The organism is Micromonospora sp. NPDC048842, from assembly GCF_040649935.1.
In the GTDB taxonomy this organism is placed as follows: domain Bacteria; phylum Actinomycetota; class Actinomycetes; order Mycobacteriales; family Micromonosporaceae; genus Micromonospora; species Micromonospora hortensis.
This window is the reverse complement of sequence record NZ_JBEZGK010000001.1, coordinates 374,171-390,786: the sequence shown is the minus strand read 5'-3', so window position 1 is coordinate 390,786 and position 16,616 is coordinate 374,171. Positions and strand designations below refer to the sequence as shown.

13 protein-coding genes are annotated in these 16,616 nt (G+C 71.8%); 7 read left to right on the top strand and 6 right to left on the bottom strand.

Annotation, left to right across the window (positions count from 1 at the left end):
• Positions 1-164: 164 nt before the first annotated feature.
• The 3 genes from AB0C19_RS01700 to AB0C19_RS01690 form a co-directional block, all read right to left on the bottom strand.
• The gene (locus AB0C19_RS01700) at positions 165-395 is read right to left on the bottom strand and encodes a hypothetical protein (protein ID WP_357177842.1); all 231 of its coding nucleotides are present in this window, start codon (positions 393-395) and stop codon (positions 165-167) included.
• The gene (locus AB0C19_RS01695; RefSeq protein WP_357177839.1) at positions 392-1,540 is read right to left on the bottom strand and encodes a serine hydrolase domain-containing protein; all 1,149 of its coding nucleotides are present in this window, start codon (positions 1,538-1,540) and stop codon (positions 392-394) included. Before AB0C19_RS01695 ends, AB0C19_RS01700 begins: the two co-directional genes overlap by 4 nt.
• A 248-nt stretch (positions 1,541-1,788) precedes the next feature.
• On the bottom strand, positions 1,789-2,679 hold the full coding sequence (locus tag AB0C19_RS01690) for an alpha/beta hydrolase (protein WP_357177836.1): 891 nt from the start codon (positions 2,677-2,679) through the stop codon (positions 1,789-1,791).
• Positions 2,680-2,769: 90 nt separating this feature from the next.
• Here AB0C19_RS01690 and AB0C19_RS01685 point away from each other — a divergent pair, with 90 nt between their 5' ends.
• Together AB0C19_RS01685 and AB0C19_RS01680 are read left to right on the top strand one after the other, a co-directional pair.
• A complete protein-coding gene (locus AB0C19_RS01685) occupies positions 2,770-3,420 on the top strand; it encodes a TetR/AcrR family transcriptional regulator (protein ID WP_357177832.1) in 651 nt (216 codons plus the stop codon).
• Between the two features lie 95 nt (positions 3,421-3,515).
• Complete coding sequence (locus tag AB0C19_RS01680; RefSeq protein ID WP_357177827.1) at positions 3,516-3,689, top strand: hypothetical protein; 174 nt, start codon at positions 3,516-3,518, stop codon at positions 3,687-3,689.
• 81 nt (positions 3,690-3,770) lie between these two features.
• Here the strand turns inward: AB0C19_RS01680 and AB0C19_RS01675 are convergent, their stop codons facing one another.
• Positions 3,771-6,857: a hypothetical protein gene (locus AB0C19_RS01675; protein ID WP_357177824.1), complete on the bottom strand. Its 3,087-nt coding sequence runs from the start codon at positions 6,855-6,857 to the stop codon at positions 3,771-3,773.
• 31 nt (positions 6,858-6,888) lie between these two features.
• Between AB0C19_RS01675 and AB0C19_RS01670 the strand changes: the two genes are divergently transcribed.
• The 5 genes from AB0C19_RS01670 to AB0C19_RS01650 all read left to right on the top strand — a co-directional run bounded on the left by AB0C19_RS01670 (position 6,889) and on the right by AB0C19_RS01650 (position 11,092).
• Positions 6,889-8,025 (top strand): histidine kinase, encoded by a 1,137-nt coding sequence (locus AB0C19_RS01670; protein WP_357177821.1) that lies wholly within the window; start codon positions 6,889-6,891, stop codon positions 8,023-8,025.
• Entirely contained in the window at positions 8,022-8,690 is a 669-nt protein-coding gene (locus tag AB0C19_RS01665; protein WP_357177818.1) for a response regulator transcription factor, read from the top strand. Before AB0C19_RS01670 ends, AB0C19_RS01665 begins: the two co-directional genes overlap by 4 nt.
• Before the next feature lie 58 nt (positions 8,691-8,748).
• Positions 8,749-9,669 (top strand): ABC transporter ATP-binding protein, encoded by a 921-nt coding sequence (locus tag AB0C19_RS01660; RefSeq protein ID WP_357177815.1) that lies wholly within the window; start codon positions 8,749-8,751, stop codon positions 9,667-9,669.
• Entirely contained in the window at positions 9,669-10,400 is a 732-nt protein-coding gene (locus AB0C19_RS01655) for an ABC transporter permease (protein ID WP_357177812.1), read from the top strand. The genes AB0C19_RS01660 and AB0C19_RS01655 overlap by 1 nt, the downstream gene beginning before the upstream one ends.
• 347 nt (positions 10,401-10,747) lie before the next feature.
• Positions 10,748-11,092, top strand: coding sequence for a hypothetical protein (locus AB0C19_RS01650; protein WP_357177809.1), 345 nt, complete (start codon positions 10,748-10,750; stop codon positions 11,090-11,092).
• A 136-nt stretch (positions 11,093-11,228) separates the two neighbouring features.
• On the opposite strand, the gene AB0C19_RS01645 is transcribed toward AB0C19_RS01650, so the two are convergent.
• Both AB0C19_RS01645 and AB0C19_RS01640 read right to left on the bottom strand, forming a co-directional pair.
• Complete coding sequence (locus tag AB0C19_RS01645; protein WP_357177806.1) at positions 11,229-12,572, bottom strand: M1 family metallopeptidase; 1,344 nt, start codon at positions 12,570-12,572, stop codon at positions 11,229-11,231.
• On the bottom strand, positions 12,569-16,486 hold the full coding sequence (locus AB0C19_RS01640; protein ID WP_357177802.1) for a Pls/PosA family non-ribosomal peptide synthetase: 3,918 nt from the start codon (positions 16,484-16,486) through the stop codon (positions 12,569-12,571). The genes AB0C19_RS01645 and AB0C19_RS01640 overlap by 4 nt, the downstream gene beginning before the upstream one ends.
• Positions 16,487-16,616 lie beyond the last annotated feature (130 nt).

Sequence of the window (16,616 nt, the reverse complement as noted above, 5' to 3'; positions counted from 1 at the left end):
TCCGTCCCAGGTCCGTCATCTGAGATGCCGATCCCACGGGCAACGTCTTGAGCAGGCCCATCAGGCTCGAGATCTCTTCGACGGGCTCGAAGATGTCGGCCATGGTGCTTCCGGCTGTCAATCGGGTGACGTCCGCTCATGCCGAGATCGGTGCGTTCGTGACGTCAGCCGGCCTGCCAGCCGGCGGGGTCGATGCCGCCGGGCAGTGGCGCCGCAGGGTCGTAGGGCTGCCGGGTGAAGATGAAGGTGCCAAGATCGAGGTGGCTGACGGCGCCGGCCGAGTCGTGGTGCACCCGCAGCCGTTCGCCGGCGAAGTAGCCGTTGATTCCCTTCCAGCCGCCGTCGTCGGTGGGGCGTAGCCGGGTGCCGCGCCCGCCGCCGGACAGCGAGGTCAACTCCAGGAAGCCATCAGCCTGCGGGCGCAGCAGATAAGGGGCAGGCCCCCAGTACCATGGGCCGGCGAGATCCAGTAGCTGTGGGTCAACTGAGGGTAGTGGTCGCACGGGGCAGGGATCCGCGGCTCCCGCTCAGCGACCGTCTGCAGAAGATCAGCGGCGAGCGTGCCGGCGGAGAGGCCGGCGGTCACGTTTCCCATCACGACCGCGCCCAGCGCGTCATCGGGGCTGACCCAGACGGTCGCGACGAAGCCCGGCATCGAGCCGGTGTGCCCGGCCAACAGCCGGCCGTCACGGCGCAGCAACTGCATACCGAGCCCGTACCCGCTGTCTGAGTCCGTCGCCTCCGGCGGGCTCGCCGGGTTGCGCATCTGCGCGACGGTGCCCGGATGCAACACCCGGTCGTCGCCGTCGATGAGGAACGCGGCGAACCTGGCCAGGTCCGTTACGGTCGACCACAGCTGTCCGGCAGGCGCCATCAGACCGGTGTCCACGGCGGGCTCCGCAAGGAGCACATCGGCCCAGGGATGCACCGCCCAGCCTGTGGCGTGCGGCGCGACCGGCAGCAGGGTGGTGCGGGTCATTGCGAGCGGCTCCAGCACCTCGCGCCGCAGCACCTCGCCCCACGCCTGGCCCCGGACCCGCTGCACCAGCGCGCCGAGCAGCGCATAGCCGGGGTTGGAGTAGTGGTGGCGCTGTCCGGGCGGATGCACCTGCGGGTCGCTGCCCAGCACGTCGGCCAGGTCGGGTCGCAGCGCGCCCGGGGTTCGTTCCCACCATGGGCCGGGCGCTTCGGCGATCAGCCCGGCGGTGTGCGCCAGCAGCGCACCCACCGTGGCCTGACCCGCCGCTGTGTCGGGGAGGTGGTCGGCCAGTGGGTCGGTAAGCGCGAGTCGCCCCTCGTCGCGCAGGCGCAGCACCAGCACCGCCAGGAAAGTCTTGGTGATCGAGCCGATCCGGTATTGGAGGTTGCCGTCCGGCACCCTGCCGTCCACCGTTCCCCACCCGTCCACCCACACAGGACGACCATCCCGCACCACGGCGGCGACGACCGAAGGCGCCCGACCCGCTACCTGAGCAGTGGCCAGCCGGTGGACCAGCGCCCGTCGGGTTTCGGGTAACAGCGGCGCCGGGATCGGTGACATGCGGGCCAACCTACCGGGTGGGCCGTGTGATTTGGGCGGCCCAGCCACGAGGCGGTCACCTTTGCCTGGAGTGGGCTCACCCCGGGCGATGCCGGCGGTGCTCCGGCGGGAGGTCGCCGAACCCGAGCCGGTCCTCGTTCAGCGCGTTGTAAATGATCAGCCAGCCGTCTGCGAATCTCTCTGGCGGCAATTTCTCGCTGGGTCCGAGCCAGCCTGGCGTAGGCGCCGCCGACGCGGGTTCTGCGGCCTCAACTGACCCGTGTGCGGATCTCGCGGACCACGGTGGGCCAGATTTCCTGGGGCAGGTCGTGACCGGTGCCGGGCAGTTCGACGTAGCGGGCGTCTGGCACCGACGCGGCGATGCGGCGGCCGGCGGCGGGGCGGATCAGCGGGTCCTGCTCGCCGTGTAACACCAGGGTGGGCGCGCGGAGTTCGCGCAGGCGCGGGCCGTGCCAGGTGGCGCTGGTCTGCCGGGCCTGGGCGCGGCTGTCGCGGACACCGCTGGGCAGCCCGGCGTCGAGTTCGCGCTCCACGCGGAGGCGGGCGTCGTGCTCGTCGAACGGGTAGCCGGGAGAGGCGACCGCCCGCAACAGGGCCAGGCCGGCCGCCACGTCGCCGTCGCGGCCGACGGGCTGGCGCATGCGCGCCAGGCGTGCCAGGAACGGGAGGCGCACATAGCGCAGGACCGCGCCACCACGAATGTCGCTCGGCACGGCGGCGAAGGAGGTCACTGTGTGCACCCGCTCCGGGTGGCGTAGCGCGGTGCGCTGAGCGACCAGGCCGCCTTGGGAGATGCCGAAGAGGTGGGCACGCTGCCACCCGAGCGCATCGAGCACGGCGACGGTGTCGTCGGCCATGTCCTCGGCGGTGTAGGCGGGCGGCCGCCGGCGGAACAGGGCGGTCACCGGGTTGCCGACCGGGGTGTCGTCGAAGTGGGTGGAGCCGCCGGCGTCGCGGCCGTCGAACGAGGCCACGTGGAAGCCGGCGTTGATCAGCGCGGCGACCAGCCCGTCGGGCCAGTAGAAACGGGACACGCCGAGCCCCATGAGCAGCAGCAGCGGCTCGCCGCCGGTGCCGCCGTGGTCGTCGGCCGCGAGGTGTACGTCACCGTTGCGTGCGGTGTACGGGGTTCTGGTCATCTCTGCCTCACCTGTTCGAGAACGGCGTTCGCGAACACCGTATGCCAATAGGTAGGATGGACGCAATCGAGAGGGGTGGCAATGGAGGCGATGCCGATATGGCTTCGGGAACGGCGCACGGGAGTGGGCCGGCCCGCCGAGCGGTCCCGAACGGAGGTGACCGCCGCGGCGATCGCGCTGGCCGATCAACAGGGGCTGGCCGCGGTCTCGATGCGCCGTATCGCCGCCGAATTGGGCACTGGGGCGGCGTCGCTCTACCGCTATGTCGACAGCCGGGACGACCTGCTCGACCTGATGACCGACGAGGTGGCGGCGGCCTACCAGCTGCCGGCGCCGGGTGGCCCCTGGCTGCCGGGCCTGCTGGAGGTGTGCCGACAGGGGCGCGAGCTGATGCTGCGGCACCGCTGGCTGCCGGAGCTGCTGCTCACGCGCTCGGCGCTCGGCCCGCACGGTACCGATCTGCTGGAGCACGTGCTGGCGCTCCTCGCCCGGCACCCGGCGGATGTGGGCCGCAAGCTGGAGGCGTTCGCCGTGATGAACACGCTCACCGCCGCGTTCGTCCTCAACGAACTCAATGGGAGCACTAGCACCCGGCAGAGGCAGGGCGCGTACCTGGCACACGTGATCGCGGCGGGCCGGCACGCCCACCTGACGGCGGCGCTTGCCGACGGTCCGCTGGTGCCCGCGCCACGCTTCGAGGACATGATGTCGCGGGTACTCGTCGGCTTGCTGAAGGAGTGAACAGCCGGCTGCCCGTCATCGCAAGGCGTTTGAGACGAGGGCAAGGCTCGCGGGCTCGACGAGCGGCAGCGCGGAAGACGACGGATACTCGCCTGATGACTGGACCCGATCTCGACCCCGAACAGTATCCGCCCATCGACCCGCGCGAACCGGTGCCCGACGACGCGGGAGTCCTCCTGCCCGGCGCGCCGGACGAATTGCCAGAAGCCCCGACCGAACCGATGCCGGACGACGGCGGGAACGCCGGTGGCGTGCGCGAGCCGGCATAGATCAGTCCGTGAACGAGCGCGACACCAGCCTGACCGCCGATGTCGGCGCCGACGGCGCTCAAGACGTCGGGGGATGGGCGGTCAGGCGGAGTGCCGGTTGCGGCCGAGTGACAGGAGCAGACCGACGGCGGCCAAGGCGATTCCGGCGGCGGCGGTGTATGCGGGGAGTTGGGCGGGGATGCCGAGGTGGACGGTGATGCCGAGGATCCGGGACAGGCCCCAGGGCAGCAGCGCGAGCTGGTCATTCCACACCGTCAGCGCGCGTTCCAGGCCCACCACCGATACCAGGGCGGACAGCACGCCGAGGGGCACGCCCGCGGCGGTGAGGGTCAGCCCGACGGCGCTTCGGCGGCGCAGGCCGTACCGGTCCCGTAGGACCACGGCGACGACCACGAACAGCCAGCAGAACGCCGCGAACGCGACGGTGACGTACGCCGCGCGCCGACTCGGCGCGGTCCAGAAGGCGAACCAGTAACCGCCCGGTCCGCGCCCGGCGAGCGCCGCCAGCAGCAGCACGCTGCGCAGCAGCGCGACGCCGCCGACCACGGCCCACAGGTGGAACGGGTCTCGGCGACCGACGGCGAGGCGTACGACGAGGGTGAATAGCGCCCACCCACCGAGGGTGACCAACAGGTGCGCCGGCGCGGCGAACCAGGTCAACACGATCCGGCTCGCCACCAGCACCACGGCCGGGACCAGCCACACCAACACCCGGTCCGCCCGCGTCACGGGCGTCGGCAGCGCGGCGACCCGCCACGGCCGGAGCGCGCCGAGCAGCAACCCGCGTGCGGCGGCCGCGCCGAACCCGCGCCCGTACAGGCCGAGCAGCACCACCAGCAGGATCGACCCGAGCAACGCCCGGGCCGCCCAGGCCATCGCCGGGTCCCGGTCGGCGCGCCGCGCCCCGAGGTCGGCGGCGGTGAAGTTGTACGCGGGCAGGTCCAGGTCGGCGCCGTAGCGCTGCCGGTGCGCGTCGCGCGCGTCGTGGTACGCCGCCGCGGCCAGCCGCCAGTCGTCACGGGCGGCCGGTGCACCCGTGTCCAGCCACTGCGCGTGCCGCAGCACCATGGCCCGGTACGCGCTCAGCGTCTCGAACAGGTCGACCTGGTAGTCGAGAGTCGCGGTGAAGCGCCCGCGCAGTTCGGCATCCCGCCAGGTCGCCGGATCGGTCGCGGCGACCAGGTCGCGCATGCGTCGGGCCAGCACGACGGCCTGCGTGCCCTCCTCGATCGCCTCGTCGACGCGACCGCCGGTCACCGCGTAGATGCTGTCCAGCGCCGCCGAGTCGCCGGTCGGGATGTCCCACTCGAAGATCCACATCATGGGCGGCGGTTCCAGCCCGAGCGCCCGCACCGACCGGTCGGCGTACGGACCGATGTAGAGGCCTCTGGTGACCGCCTGCCGGGACAGCGCCATGGCCTGCCCGATCGCGGCGACGGTGCCCGGGTCACCGGAGAACGTGCGGTACGCCCAGTCAGCCGTGACCTGCGCCGGGTCGGCGTGCGGATCCCAGGCCAGGCGGCCGACGGCGTACGTGTTGAGGTCGTAGAGCTGCCAGAAGCCTGCGCGCAGGTACAGCGACATGGGCCCGGCGCGCAACGGCCCGCCGTCCTGGGTCCAGTTCCAGACACCCTCGACGTTCGGGTTGGCGGCAAGGAAAGCGCGTAGTGCCTGGCGGTGCAGCGGGCCGAGGTCGTTGGGTAGCGAGCCGAACGCCTCGAACTCCCGCCGGGCCTGGAACTCCACGATGCGGCGGTGCTCGCCGCCCAACAGTGTGGTGTTCAGCGGTAGGTGGCTGTAGAAATCGCCGAGTGTGTACTTGGTGGACACGATCAGGTGCGGATCGTCGAGCCCGCCGAGGACCTGCGCGTACGACACCGGGTTGGTGTGCAGGTCACCGACGGCGCCGACGCCCACCGTCCAGGTGCGGAAGATGATCTCTTTCCCGGCTGGGCCCGCGGTGTCCAGCAGCGCCCGCAGCATCGCGCGTACCGATGTCTCCGTGGTGACAGCGAGCCTTGACGAGTAGTCCCAGCCGGTCGCGGCGTACACCTCGCCGCCCTCGCCGACGCGGACCATCAGGCCGTCGACGAACGGCATGTTCTCGAACAGCTCGGCCAGACCGGCCTGGTAGACCGCCCACAGCCGAGGGTCGGCCACGTCGAGGGCGCCGACGGTCCGCGTCAGGTATGCCTCCAGCGGGGGTGACACCGCGAGCATGTCGGTCAGCAGGAAGACCCGCACGCCCATGTCCTCGGCGTACCGGAAGACGGGCCCGAACGCAGCGACCATCGCCCGTGCGCGGTCGACGTGCGAGTCGCCGGGCGGGTAGACCGCGCGCCCGTCGCCGACCTTCGCGAACGTGACGTACTCCAGGAAGCCGGGCACGACGATCCCGTTGAATCCCTGCGCCACCGAGTGATCGACGAACTGCCGAAACTGCGCGTCGATGCGTGCCACCGCGCCAGCGTCCACCCACGGGGCGCGAGGCAGCACCGCCGATCCGACCACGTCGGTGTTCAGGCCATAGTCGTCGCCGGCGGCGAAGACGGCCGGGTCGGGCTCGCGTCCCACCGAACCCGCGTCGGTCAGCCGCAGGCCGAGCCGCGGGATGACCACTCGACCCGCGTCCGCCGCGGGGAGCACCTCGGCGCCGGAGCGGATCCGGTCGGCCAACCGGTACATCCCGGCCGCCGCGCCCGCGACGTCGCCACCCTGGACGGTCAACTCGGTGCCGCGCACGTCGAGCCGGTACGACTCGCGCGTCCCGCTGAGGGCGGCCAGCACGCCCGCCCGCAGCGTGCTCACCGCCGACAGGTCCGGAGCCGTGCCGTCGCCCGGCGCGGCCGTCGCGGACCCGGCCGGGCTCGACGTGGCCGGGACGAGCACCGGCCGAGGCAGGCCGCGGAAGACGACAGCGTCGGCGACGGCGGCCGCGGCCTTCCTGACACGAAGCTCGTCGGGCACGACGAGGGACGCCAACGGCGGGACCGGTGCCGGTGTCCGCGCCGGCGCGGCGAGGGCGTCCTCGCGCGGCACGGCGGCGGGGGAGTGGCTCAGCCCCAGCGTGCCACCGACCCCCCAGGCCGCTGCCGCGCCGAGCGCCAACAGGACCACCGCGGCGACGAGCAGCGGGTACGGCCTGCGGACCTGGGCAACATGAGCCACGCTCGCATGGTAATAGCCGTAGGCTGGGTCAATGCGGTCCGGACGTGCCCTCGTCGGGCTCACCACGCTCCTGACCATCGTGTTCGCCGTTCCAGAGTGGCGGATCGTCGAGGAGTACCCGCTCCGCGCCATACCCCTGCTACTCGCCAACACCCTGCCGGTGCTGGCGATCCGCTGGAACCCCGTCGCCATCGCGCTCGTCTTCGGTGTCACGTACCCGCTCTGGCTCGAAACGCCATTCGACGGAGCGCACGAGGGCCACTTCCTCCAGTCGCTGCCGCTGATGGTCGCCCTCTACGCCGCCGGCGCTTGGCGCCGGCCGCTCTGGCAGCGGGCCATCGCCCTCGCCACTCCCTTGTGGATGATGACCGCTGTCGTCGCCGGCCAGTGGCCGGTGAGCGTGACCGACCTGCTCTACGTCGCAGTGGTCTGCGGCGTGGTCTGGGCCCTCGGAGTCGCCATCGACGACCGGCAGCGCCACGCCGAGGACCTGGAGGTCAAGGCCGAGCTGTTGCGGGCGGCGCAGCAGGCGCTCGCCGAGCGCGCCATCGCCGACGAGCGCTCCCGGCTTGCCCGCGAGCTGCACGACGTCATCGCCCACGCGATGAGTGTCATCACCGTCCAGGCTGGCGTCGGCGCTCACCTGGTCGGCGCCCGTCCGGCGCAGGCCGCCGAGGCGCTCACCATCATCGAGCGGACCGGTCGGGAAGCGCTCTCGGAGTTGCGCCGCATGCTGACCGTTCTCCGCGACCCGGCCCGAAGCGACCAGGTCGGTCCGGCCCCAGCGCCGCAGCCGGGCCTCGCCGACGTGCCGTCGCTGGTGGCCGCCGCAGGCGACGCCGGGGTCACCGTCACCGTCGCGGCCTCGGGACCACCGGTGCCGCTCCCACCCGGCCTCGACCTCGCCGCCTACCGGGTGATCCAGGAGTCGCTCACCAACGTCATCAAGCACGCGCCGGGCGTGCGGACCCAGCTCACCATCAGCTACCAACCAGACCGGCTCACAGTGGAGATCCACGACCTCGGCGCTGCCGAGCCGGCGTACATTCCTGGCCAGGGCCTGCGGGGGATGGCCGAGCGGGTCGCCCTCTACGACGGCGAGCTGTCGACCTCGGGCGGACCCGACGGGTTCCGGGTAACCGCCACCTTTCCACTGGAGGCGCCGTGATCCGAGTCCTGATCGCCGACGACCAGGCGCTACTGCGGGCCGGCTTCCGGGCGCTGCTCGACAACGACCCTCAGATCGAGGTGGTGGCCGAGGCCGAGGACGGGGAGCGGGCGGTGGCCGCCGTCGCCGAACACCGACCCGACGTGGTGCTGATGGACATTCGCATGCCGAAGCTGGACGGGATAGCGGCGACGCGCCAGGTGCTGGCCGCCGCCGACCCGCCGCACGTGTTGATCCTGACGACCTACGACACCGATGAGAACGTCTTCGACGCGCTGGAGGCGGGCGCCGTTGGCTTCCTGGTGAAGGACACCCCGCCGGTACAGCTGCTGGAGGCGGTCAGGTCGGCCGTGCGCGGCGGCGCTGTCATCTCACCATCGACGACCCGCCGCCTGGTCGACCATCTGGTCGCCGCTCGGCTGCGGCGGGACCGGCCAGCGCCGACCGCGCTGGCGGCCCTCACCGAGCGGGAGCGCGAGGTGTTGGGTCTCATCGCCCGCGGCTGCTCCAACCGGGAGATAGCCGGCCGGCTCCACATCGCCGAGCTGACCGTGAAGACCCACGTCTCCCGGGTCCTGACCAAGCTCGCGGTGGAGAGCCGGGTCCAAGCGGCAGTGGTCGCCTACGAGACAGGGCTGGTCCAGGCCGTACCTCCTTCGGAGTAGCCGCGAACGCCGCCTTTGGCGGACGTGCCCGGGCCCCGCGCTCTCGTAGCGTCACCTCATGGATGTCGTGAGGGTCGAGAATCTCCGCAAGAGCTGCGGGCGCGTGGTCGCCGTCGAGGACGTGTCCTTCACAGTGCGGCGGGGCGAGATCTTCGGGTTGCTCGGCCCGAACGGCACCGGCAAGACCACTATTGTGGAGTGCCTTCAAGGTCTGCGAAGGCGAGACGGGGGCAGGGTCGAGGTCCTGGGCCTGGACCCGGCCCACGAGCCGGACCAGTTGCGCCGCCGGGTCGGGTCGCAACTGCAGTCCTCCGCCCTGCCCGACCGGCTGCGGGTGGCCGAAGCGATCCGGCTCTTCGCCCCGTCGGGGTCCAGCGGAGACGTCGAGGCAGCGCTGGTGGCCTGGGACCTGGCCGCGTTGCGCCGCCGACCGTTCGCCGCGCTCTCCGGCGGCCAACGGCAGCGGCTCTTCCTCGCCCTGGCGATGCTCGGCCAGCCGGAGGTCGTCTTCCTGGACGAGCTGACCACCGGGCTGGACCCGCAGGCGCGGCGCGTGACCTGGGACCTGGTCCGAGGGGTACGCGAACGGGGGGCCACAGTTGTCCTCGTCACCCACCTCATGGAAGAGGCGCACGCACTCTGCGACCGGGTAGCCATAGTGGATGGCGGTCGGGTTGTCGCGCTCGACCGCCCGGACACCCTCACCGCTCAGCAGGGCGGCCCGATCACCATCACCTTCACCCTCGACGGTCACGACGTCGGCTTCCTCGCCGGAATACCGGGCATCAGCAACGTCAGCGCCACCGGCGGTGTAGTCACCATCGCCGGGCAGGCCCGGGTCACGGTGCCGGTGGCGGCAGCCCTCGCCGAACGGCGGCTATTTCCCGCCGACTTTCGGACTCACCATCCCACGCTCGAGGACGTCTTCCTCGCCACCACCGGTCGCCGGCTTCGCGACGAACCACAGAGGAGACCGTAATGACCGCCCGCATCGTCTGGACCGAGATCAAGCTGCTCGGCCGGGAACCGATCACGCTGCTGATGAGCCTGGCGTTTCCCGCCCTCCTGCTGGTCCTGCTGGCCGGCTCGTTCGGCAACGAGCCCGATCCGGAGATGGGCGGCATCGGCGGTGTCGACTTCTACGTGCCCGTGTACGCCGCCGCGGCGATCGCCGTGATGGGCTTCCTCGGCGTCCCTACCCACCTGGCCGCGTATCGCGAACGGGGAGTGTTACGGCGGTTCCGCGCGGCCGGGGTCTCCGCCTGGCCGCTCGCGGGTGCGCAGATCATCGTCACCGCACTGATGGCCGCGGTCGCCGCCGCTCTCATGATCGCGATCGGATTCGGAGGCTACGACCTCAACGCACCGTCCTCGACCACCGGGGTGCTGGCCGGGTTTCTCGCCGGCACGCTGGCCTTCGCGGCGCTCGGAGTCCTGCTCGGGACGCTACTACCGACCGCGCGGGCCGCTCAGGGGGTGGGGCTGCTGCTCTTCTTCGGGCTCTTCTTCATCGCCGGTGGCGGGCCTCCGCCGTACCTGCTTCCCGACGCCCTCAACACCGCCGTCGACTTCACCCCGATGGGGCCGCTGATGGACGCGGTCAGCGACCCGTGGCACGGCGCCGGTTTCAACCTGACCGCCGTAGCGGCCCTGCTCGGCATAGCCGTGATGGCCGCGTTCCTCGCCGTCCGCCGGCTCGCCCGAACCTGAACGACGGCCCCCGGGCCTGAGCTGGAACGGCCATCACCTGCACGCCGAAGTCGACCTGCCGGTGTGGATGTGGTTTGCGGCCTGGCCGACACGACCGGCACGGAGCCGGTCGTCCTTCCAGTGGACCAGGATTCGGCAGACCTGGTACTTGTCCGCGCATACGGTCGGCCCCGAATGGACCCGCCGCGTCGAAGGCCGCGCCTGCTTCGGGCCCTCGGCTTGGTGTTCAGCCGCAATCTGCGACTGGCGTTGGTCGGCACGGCCGCGATACTCGCCACGGCCAGCGTCCTGCTGGCGTACACCCGCGCGTTTCATCCTTGGCAGCGCCGGCGTTCGCAGCCGCCATGATGGGCCAGCAGGTCATCGACACCATCTCGGTCGGCCGCCGGGTATTGCTGGTGGCCGAGTTTCCCGTTGGCGCCGGGTCCGAAATCGAGGGACGGTACTGCCACGACGTCAACCAGCCGGGCGCAGTGAGGGTGATCGCGGTGCGGACCGGTCGGACGGGACAGACCATCTGGTCGTTGCCGGAACGTCGGCCACTGGTCCGCACCGACCGGCTGATCGTGCTGGCCACGCGCGCCGGTCTCGCCGCGCTGCTGCCCCGCACCGTACCCAGCCCCGACGCTGAACCACTGGCAGAGGTCGCGCCTTTGCGGCTGCTTGCGCCGGCACCGCGCGATGGCGAGTGAACGCTCCTCGTAGCCCCGACCGTACTCCGAGCATCGCATCTCTCGGCCGTTCGATCCGCGCTCGGGCGAGGAACCGCGCGTGAGTAGGCCAGTCCCGCCGCCCTCGCATTCGCCTATGCTGCGTCGTCCGGCGGCGTCAGCGAGGTGGTGGAGGCAGCGTCGGGCTGTCGAGCCAGGCGGCGAACAGGCCGTCCAAGGGCTCGCGGGCGAAGCGCTGGGCGTGCAGCCGGAACTGTTCGGTCGTCACCGTCGCGTGCTGGTGCTCGGCGACCCAGGCTCGCAGCAGCGCGAAGAACGACTCGTCGCCGACCCTCTTACGCAGGGCATGCACGGTCAGCGCGCCACGCTTGTAGACCAGCGGGTCGAACATCCTGTCGACGCCGGGATCTGCGACGACGACATGGCGTGGGCGAGCCGCGACCCACGCGTACCACCGGGCGGCCAGGGCGTCTGTTGGCAGGTCGCCGCAGACTCCTGACCACAGCCACTCGGCGTAGGTGGCGAAGCCCTCGTTGAGCCAGATGTGCCGCCAGTCCGCCACCGTGAGGCTGTTGCCGAACCACTGATGGGCCAGTTCGTGCACGACCAGCCGCTCGTGCGTGCGCCGCCCGTCGACGTGGTTTCGCCCGAAGACCGCCATGCCCTGCGCTTCGACCGGATCGTCGAGGTCGTCGTCGGCGACCACGACGACGTACTCCCCGAAGGGGTACGGCCCGAAGAGCCGCCGCAGCGCCGACATGATCTGGCCATGCCGGCCGAAGTCGTGAGCGGCGTTCCGGCGCAGCGCGGGCGGAATCGCCGCGCGCTGCGCCACCTCACCGACAGCCAGATCTACCATCTCGTAGCGTCCGATCTGCACGCTCATCAGGTATGGCGAGGTGGGTTCGCGGCGCTCGTACACCCAGGTAGTGCCACTCGCGCCCCGCTGCTGTAGTACGGGATCACCGGTCACCAGAACGGTGTAGGGGGAGGGCGCTGTGACTGCCACCCGGAAGGTGGCCTTGGCGCCGGGTTGGTCATCGCACGGGAACCATGACGGAGACCCGTTTGGCTGGCTGGCCACGAGCACCCCGTCGGTGAGTTCCTCCCACCCGAGCTCGCCCCACCGGCCGGAGATGGGCACCGGCTTTCCCGCATAGCGGATCTCCACCCGGAAGGTGTCCCCGGCGCCGATCGGCCGCTCCGGTTTGATCTGCAGTTTGTCCGGCCGGTGCAGGTACTTTGCCGGGCGCCCGTCCACTCGGACGTCCTGGACGCGCAGCCGACCGAAATCGAGAGTGAACCGAGAGAGCGACTGCGAAGCCGCAGCGGTGATGCCAGCCCGGCCAGCGAGCCGGTTCGACACGACCCGGTAGTCGAGGTCCAGGTCGTAGTGCCGTACCCGGTAGCCGCCGTTGCCGTGCTCGGGCAGGTAGGAGTCGCCCGAGTGGCCGGCGCCGGGCGTTGCGCCGCTCGACGCCGACGCCGCCTTCGGATTCATGCCGACCGTGCCGCTGGCGCCGACCAGGTGGTGATCGGATTGCCCAACCACCGGCTGTCGCACGGCACGGCGTCGCCGCGGGTCACCAGTGAACCGGGCCCGACCGTGGTCCGCGCGCCGATGCTCGCGCCCGGCAGGACGATGCCGTGCGGGCCCAGCGCGGCTCCCGCGCCCAGTGTCACCTGGTCCATGCTCATCACACGATCATGGAACAGGTGGGTCTGCACCACACAACCGCGGTTCACCGTCGCACCATCGCCGAGGCGCACCAGGTCGTACTCGGGGAGCCAGTAGGTCTCCAGCCAGACGCCCCGGCCGATCTTCGCACCGAGCGTGCGCAGCCACGCCGTCAGCAGTGGCGTGCCGGTCGCGAAACGGACCAGCCACGGCGCGGCGAGGACCTCGACGAACGTGTCCGCGAGCTCGTTGCGCCACACGAAGGAGGTCCACAGGGCGCGCTCGGCGACCCGGAAGCGCCCGACCAACAGCCACTTCGCGGCCGTCGCGATGGCGGCGGCGACGATCGCCGCACCCAGCAGCACCGGCCCGGCGGCGAGAGCGGCCGCCCACCACCCGGCAACCCGCCAGACGAGCGAGAGTACGGCGAGGACGCCGATCGCCAGGGCGCCGGCGCACATCACCGGAACGATCCGGCACAGCTCGATCGCAGCCCGGGCCAGCTTCAACCGGACCGGTGGGTCGAAGGTGCGGCTTGTGTCGGCTGCTTCCACGGTCCGGCGCAGCGGCATCGGCGGTGCGCCGAGCCAGGATGAACCCTTCTTCGCCTTGAACGGCGCTGACGACAACACCCCGACCAGGCCCCGCTTCGGCACCGAACGTCCGGGCGCGGCCATTCCCGAGTTGCCGAGGAACGCCTGCTTACCGATGCGGGCCGGAGCGACGCGCAGCCACCCGTGGCTCAGCTCGTAGGTCGCGACCATGGTGTCGTCGGCCAGGAAGGCCCCGTCGGCGACCGTGGTCATCGCCGGCAGCGCGAGCACTGTGGATGCCTCCACCCCGCGTCCCACCTTGGCACCGAGCAGCCGCAACCACACAGGTGTGAAGAGGCTGGCGTAGAGCGGGAACAGCCCCACCCGGGCCATCCCCATCAGCCGCTCGGTCGTCCAGACCTGCCACGCCACCCGCCCCTGCACCGGGTGGTACCCGGCGCGCAGGCCGATGCTGAGCGCCCGGACGGCCCCGAGCACCACCAGCGCGTAGCCCACGACGTAGGCGACGGCCGCCACCGCGACGGCGGCCAGCACCGCGCCGACAGTTGGTCGGATGGCGAGCGTCCAGCCGAGCAGGGCGAGCGCAGGCAGGGCGGCCACGACCGGAACCAGCCCCAGCAACTGGGCCGTCAACCCGTACGCGAGCGGCCAGAGGCGTGCACCCGTCCGCGATCGAGAGGGACGCTGCCCGGGCCACCCGTCCGAATCCTTGGCAACTGCGGCTGCGGCCGGTGAGCCGGCCCAGTATTGGTTGGCCGGTACGGCGCCGGCCACCGTCGAGCCCGCGGCGACGCGGGCGCCCTTGCCGATCCGAGCGCCGGGCATCAGGGTGCTGCGGGAACCGACCCGGGCGTCGGCGCCGACGCGAACCCTGCCGATGCGGACGACATCGCCATCAACCCAGTGGCCGGACAGATCGACCTCCGGCTCGATCGCCGCGCCCCGGCCGAGCTTCAGCAGGCCGGTCACCGGCGGCGCGGAGTGCAGGTCGACGTCGGCCCCGATCTGCGCGCCGAGGGCCCGGGCGTAAGTGATCATCCAGGATGCTCCGGCGACGCTGGTGGCGCCGGTCAGCTCGGCGAGGCGTTCGGCGGCCCACAGCCGCAGGTGCACGCCGCCACCGCGGGGGTAGCTGCCGGGGCGTACCCCACGAAGCAGCAGTCGCGCTCCCGCGGCGGCCAGGGTTATCCGACCCGGCGGGCTGAACAGCACAAGCCAGCCCAGCGCCACCCACCACCAGGAAACGGCCGGCGCCCAAGGTGCGGGAGCGAACAGGGCGAGGACGTTGCCGAGGGCGGCCAGGACTGTCAGCCAGCGCAGCCCGACCAACACGAGCATCGGCACCATCATCGCGGCCTGGATCAGCCCGGCGCGCCTCGGCACCGGCCGGACCTCACGGCGCGTCGCCGCAGTGGTGTCGAGTGCGTCGAGCACCGCCGCGAGCCGCGACAGTTTCGGGTGGAGGTAGATGTCGGCCACCGAGACGCGCGGGTGCCGGCGCCGGATCCACGCCACCAGTTGCGCCGCGTTCAGGCTGCCGCCGCCGTAGGTGAAGAAGTCCGCGTCCGCCTCGGTGGGGCGTACACCCAGGATCTCCGCCCAACCGCCAGCGAGCCACTCCTCCGTCCCGGTCAGCTCAACCACCGCGTCGCCCGGGGTGGCCAGCGGCCAGGGCAGCGCGGCCCGATCCACCTTGCCGGATGTCCGGGTCGGCAGCGCATCCACCACGGCCAGCAGCGGCACCAGCGCGGCCGGCAGCTGCTCACGGATCCGCAGCGCCGCCGTCGCCGCATCGAAGGTGACGCCGTCGTGCGGAACCACGTACCCCACCAGCAGTTGGTTGCCCGCGGCGGTGCGCTGCACCGCCGCGGCCGCACCGGCGACTGTGGGCAGAGCCTGCAGCGCGGCGTCGATCTCACCCAGCTCGATCCGGCGTCCGCCGAGCTTCACCTGCTCGTCACCGCGACCGACGAACAGGAGCCCCTCGGGCTCCGCCCGGACGATGTCCCCGCTGCGGTACGCCCGCTCCCAGCCGAGCGCGGGCAGCGCCGCGAACTTCTCGGCATCCTTGCCCGGATCCAGATAGCGGGCGAGTCCCACCCCGCCGATGACCAGCTCGCCGGTCTCACCCATCGCTACCGGAGCGCCGGATCCGTCGACCACGGCGAGCGCCCAACCGGCCAGCGGCAACCCGATGCGGACCGGCCCCTCGCCGGTCATCCGCGCGGCGCACGCGACCACAGTCGCCTCGGTCGGTCCGTACGTGTTCCAGACCTCGCGACCCTCGACGGCCAAGCGCTGCGCGAGCTCCGGCGGGCAGGCCTCCCCACCAAAGATCAGCAGCCGCACCTCCTCCAGCGCCTCGACCGGCCACAGCGCAGCCAGCGTCGGCACCGTCGACACCACCGAGATGCGCTGCTCGGCCAACCACGGACCGAGGTCGACACCGCTGCGGACGAGCGACCGCGCGGCCGGCACCAGACACGCGCCGTGCCGCCACGCCAACCACATCTCCTCGCAGGACGCGTCGAACGCCACCGACAGCCCGGCCAGGACCCGATCCTGCGGGCCGATCGCCTCGCTCGCCTCGTCGGCGAGGAACAACTGCGCCTCGGCGTCCACGAATGCCGCCGCCGCGCCGTGGCTGACCGCCACACCCTTCGGGGTGCCCGTCGAGCCGGAGGTGAAGATGACCCAGGCGTCGTCGTCCGGGCCGGGCCGAGCGGTCCGACCCGCGGGGGTACGACGCAGCGACACCGCCAGCCCGTCACCGAGGACCGCCACGACCCCCGCCTCGGTGAAGACGAGCTCGGCGCGTTCCTCGGGATCGTCCGCGTCCACCGGCACGTAGGCCGCGCCCGCCGCGAGAACGCCGAGGATCGCCAGGTACAGCTCTGCCGTACCGGAGGAGATCCGGACGCCCACCCGGTCGCCGACACCGATGCCGTGCCCGGCGAGCGACCTCCGTACGGCCTCGACCTCATCGGCCAGTTCGCGGTACGTCAATGTGGTGGCACCGCTGTCGAGCGCACCCGCGTCGGCGTGCGCGCGCACGGAGTCGTCGAGAATGTCGACAAGCGTGCGGCGGGCCGGGGCGGAGGCGGATCGGAACACCGCAGGGATCGTCGGTGCGACAGCTGACGGCGGTAGCGCGACCACCTGGGGTTCACTCGTCACGGGCACCCGGCGTTCACCTTTTCGTCTTGCGGATCGGCGTCAACCAGGCGCGCGGCACGCGGGCCGCCCTGGGCAGCCCTCAACGCTACGTCGCACCTGGCCGTGAGCAACGGCATCGTGTCCACCACCACAGCGA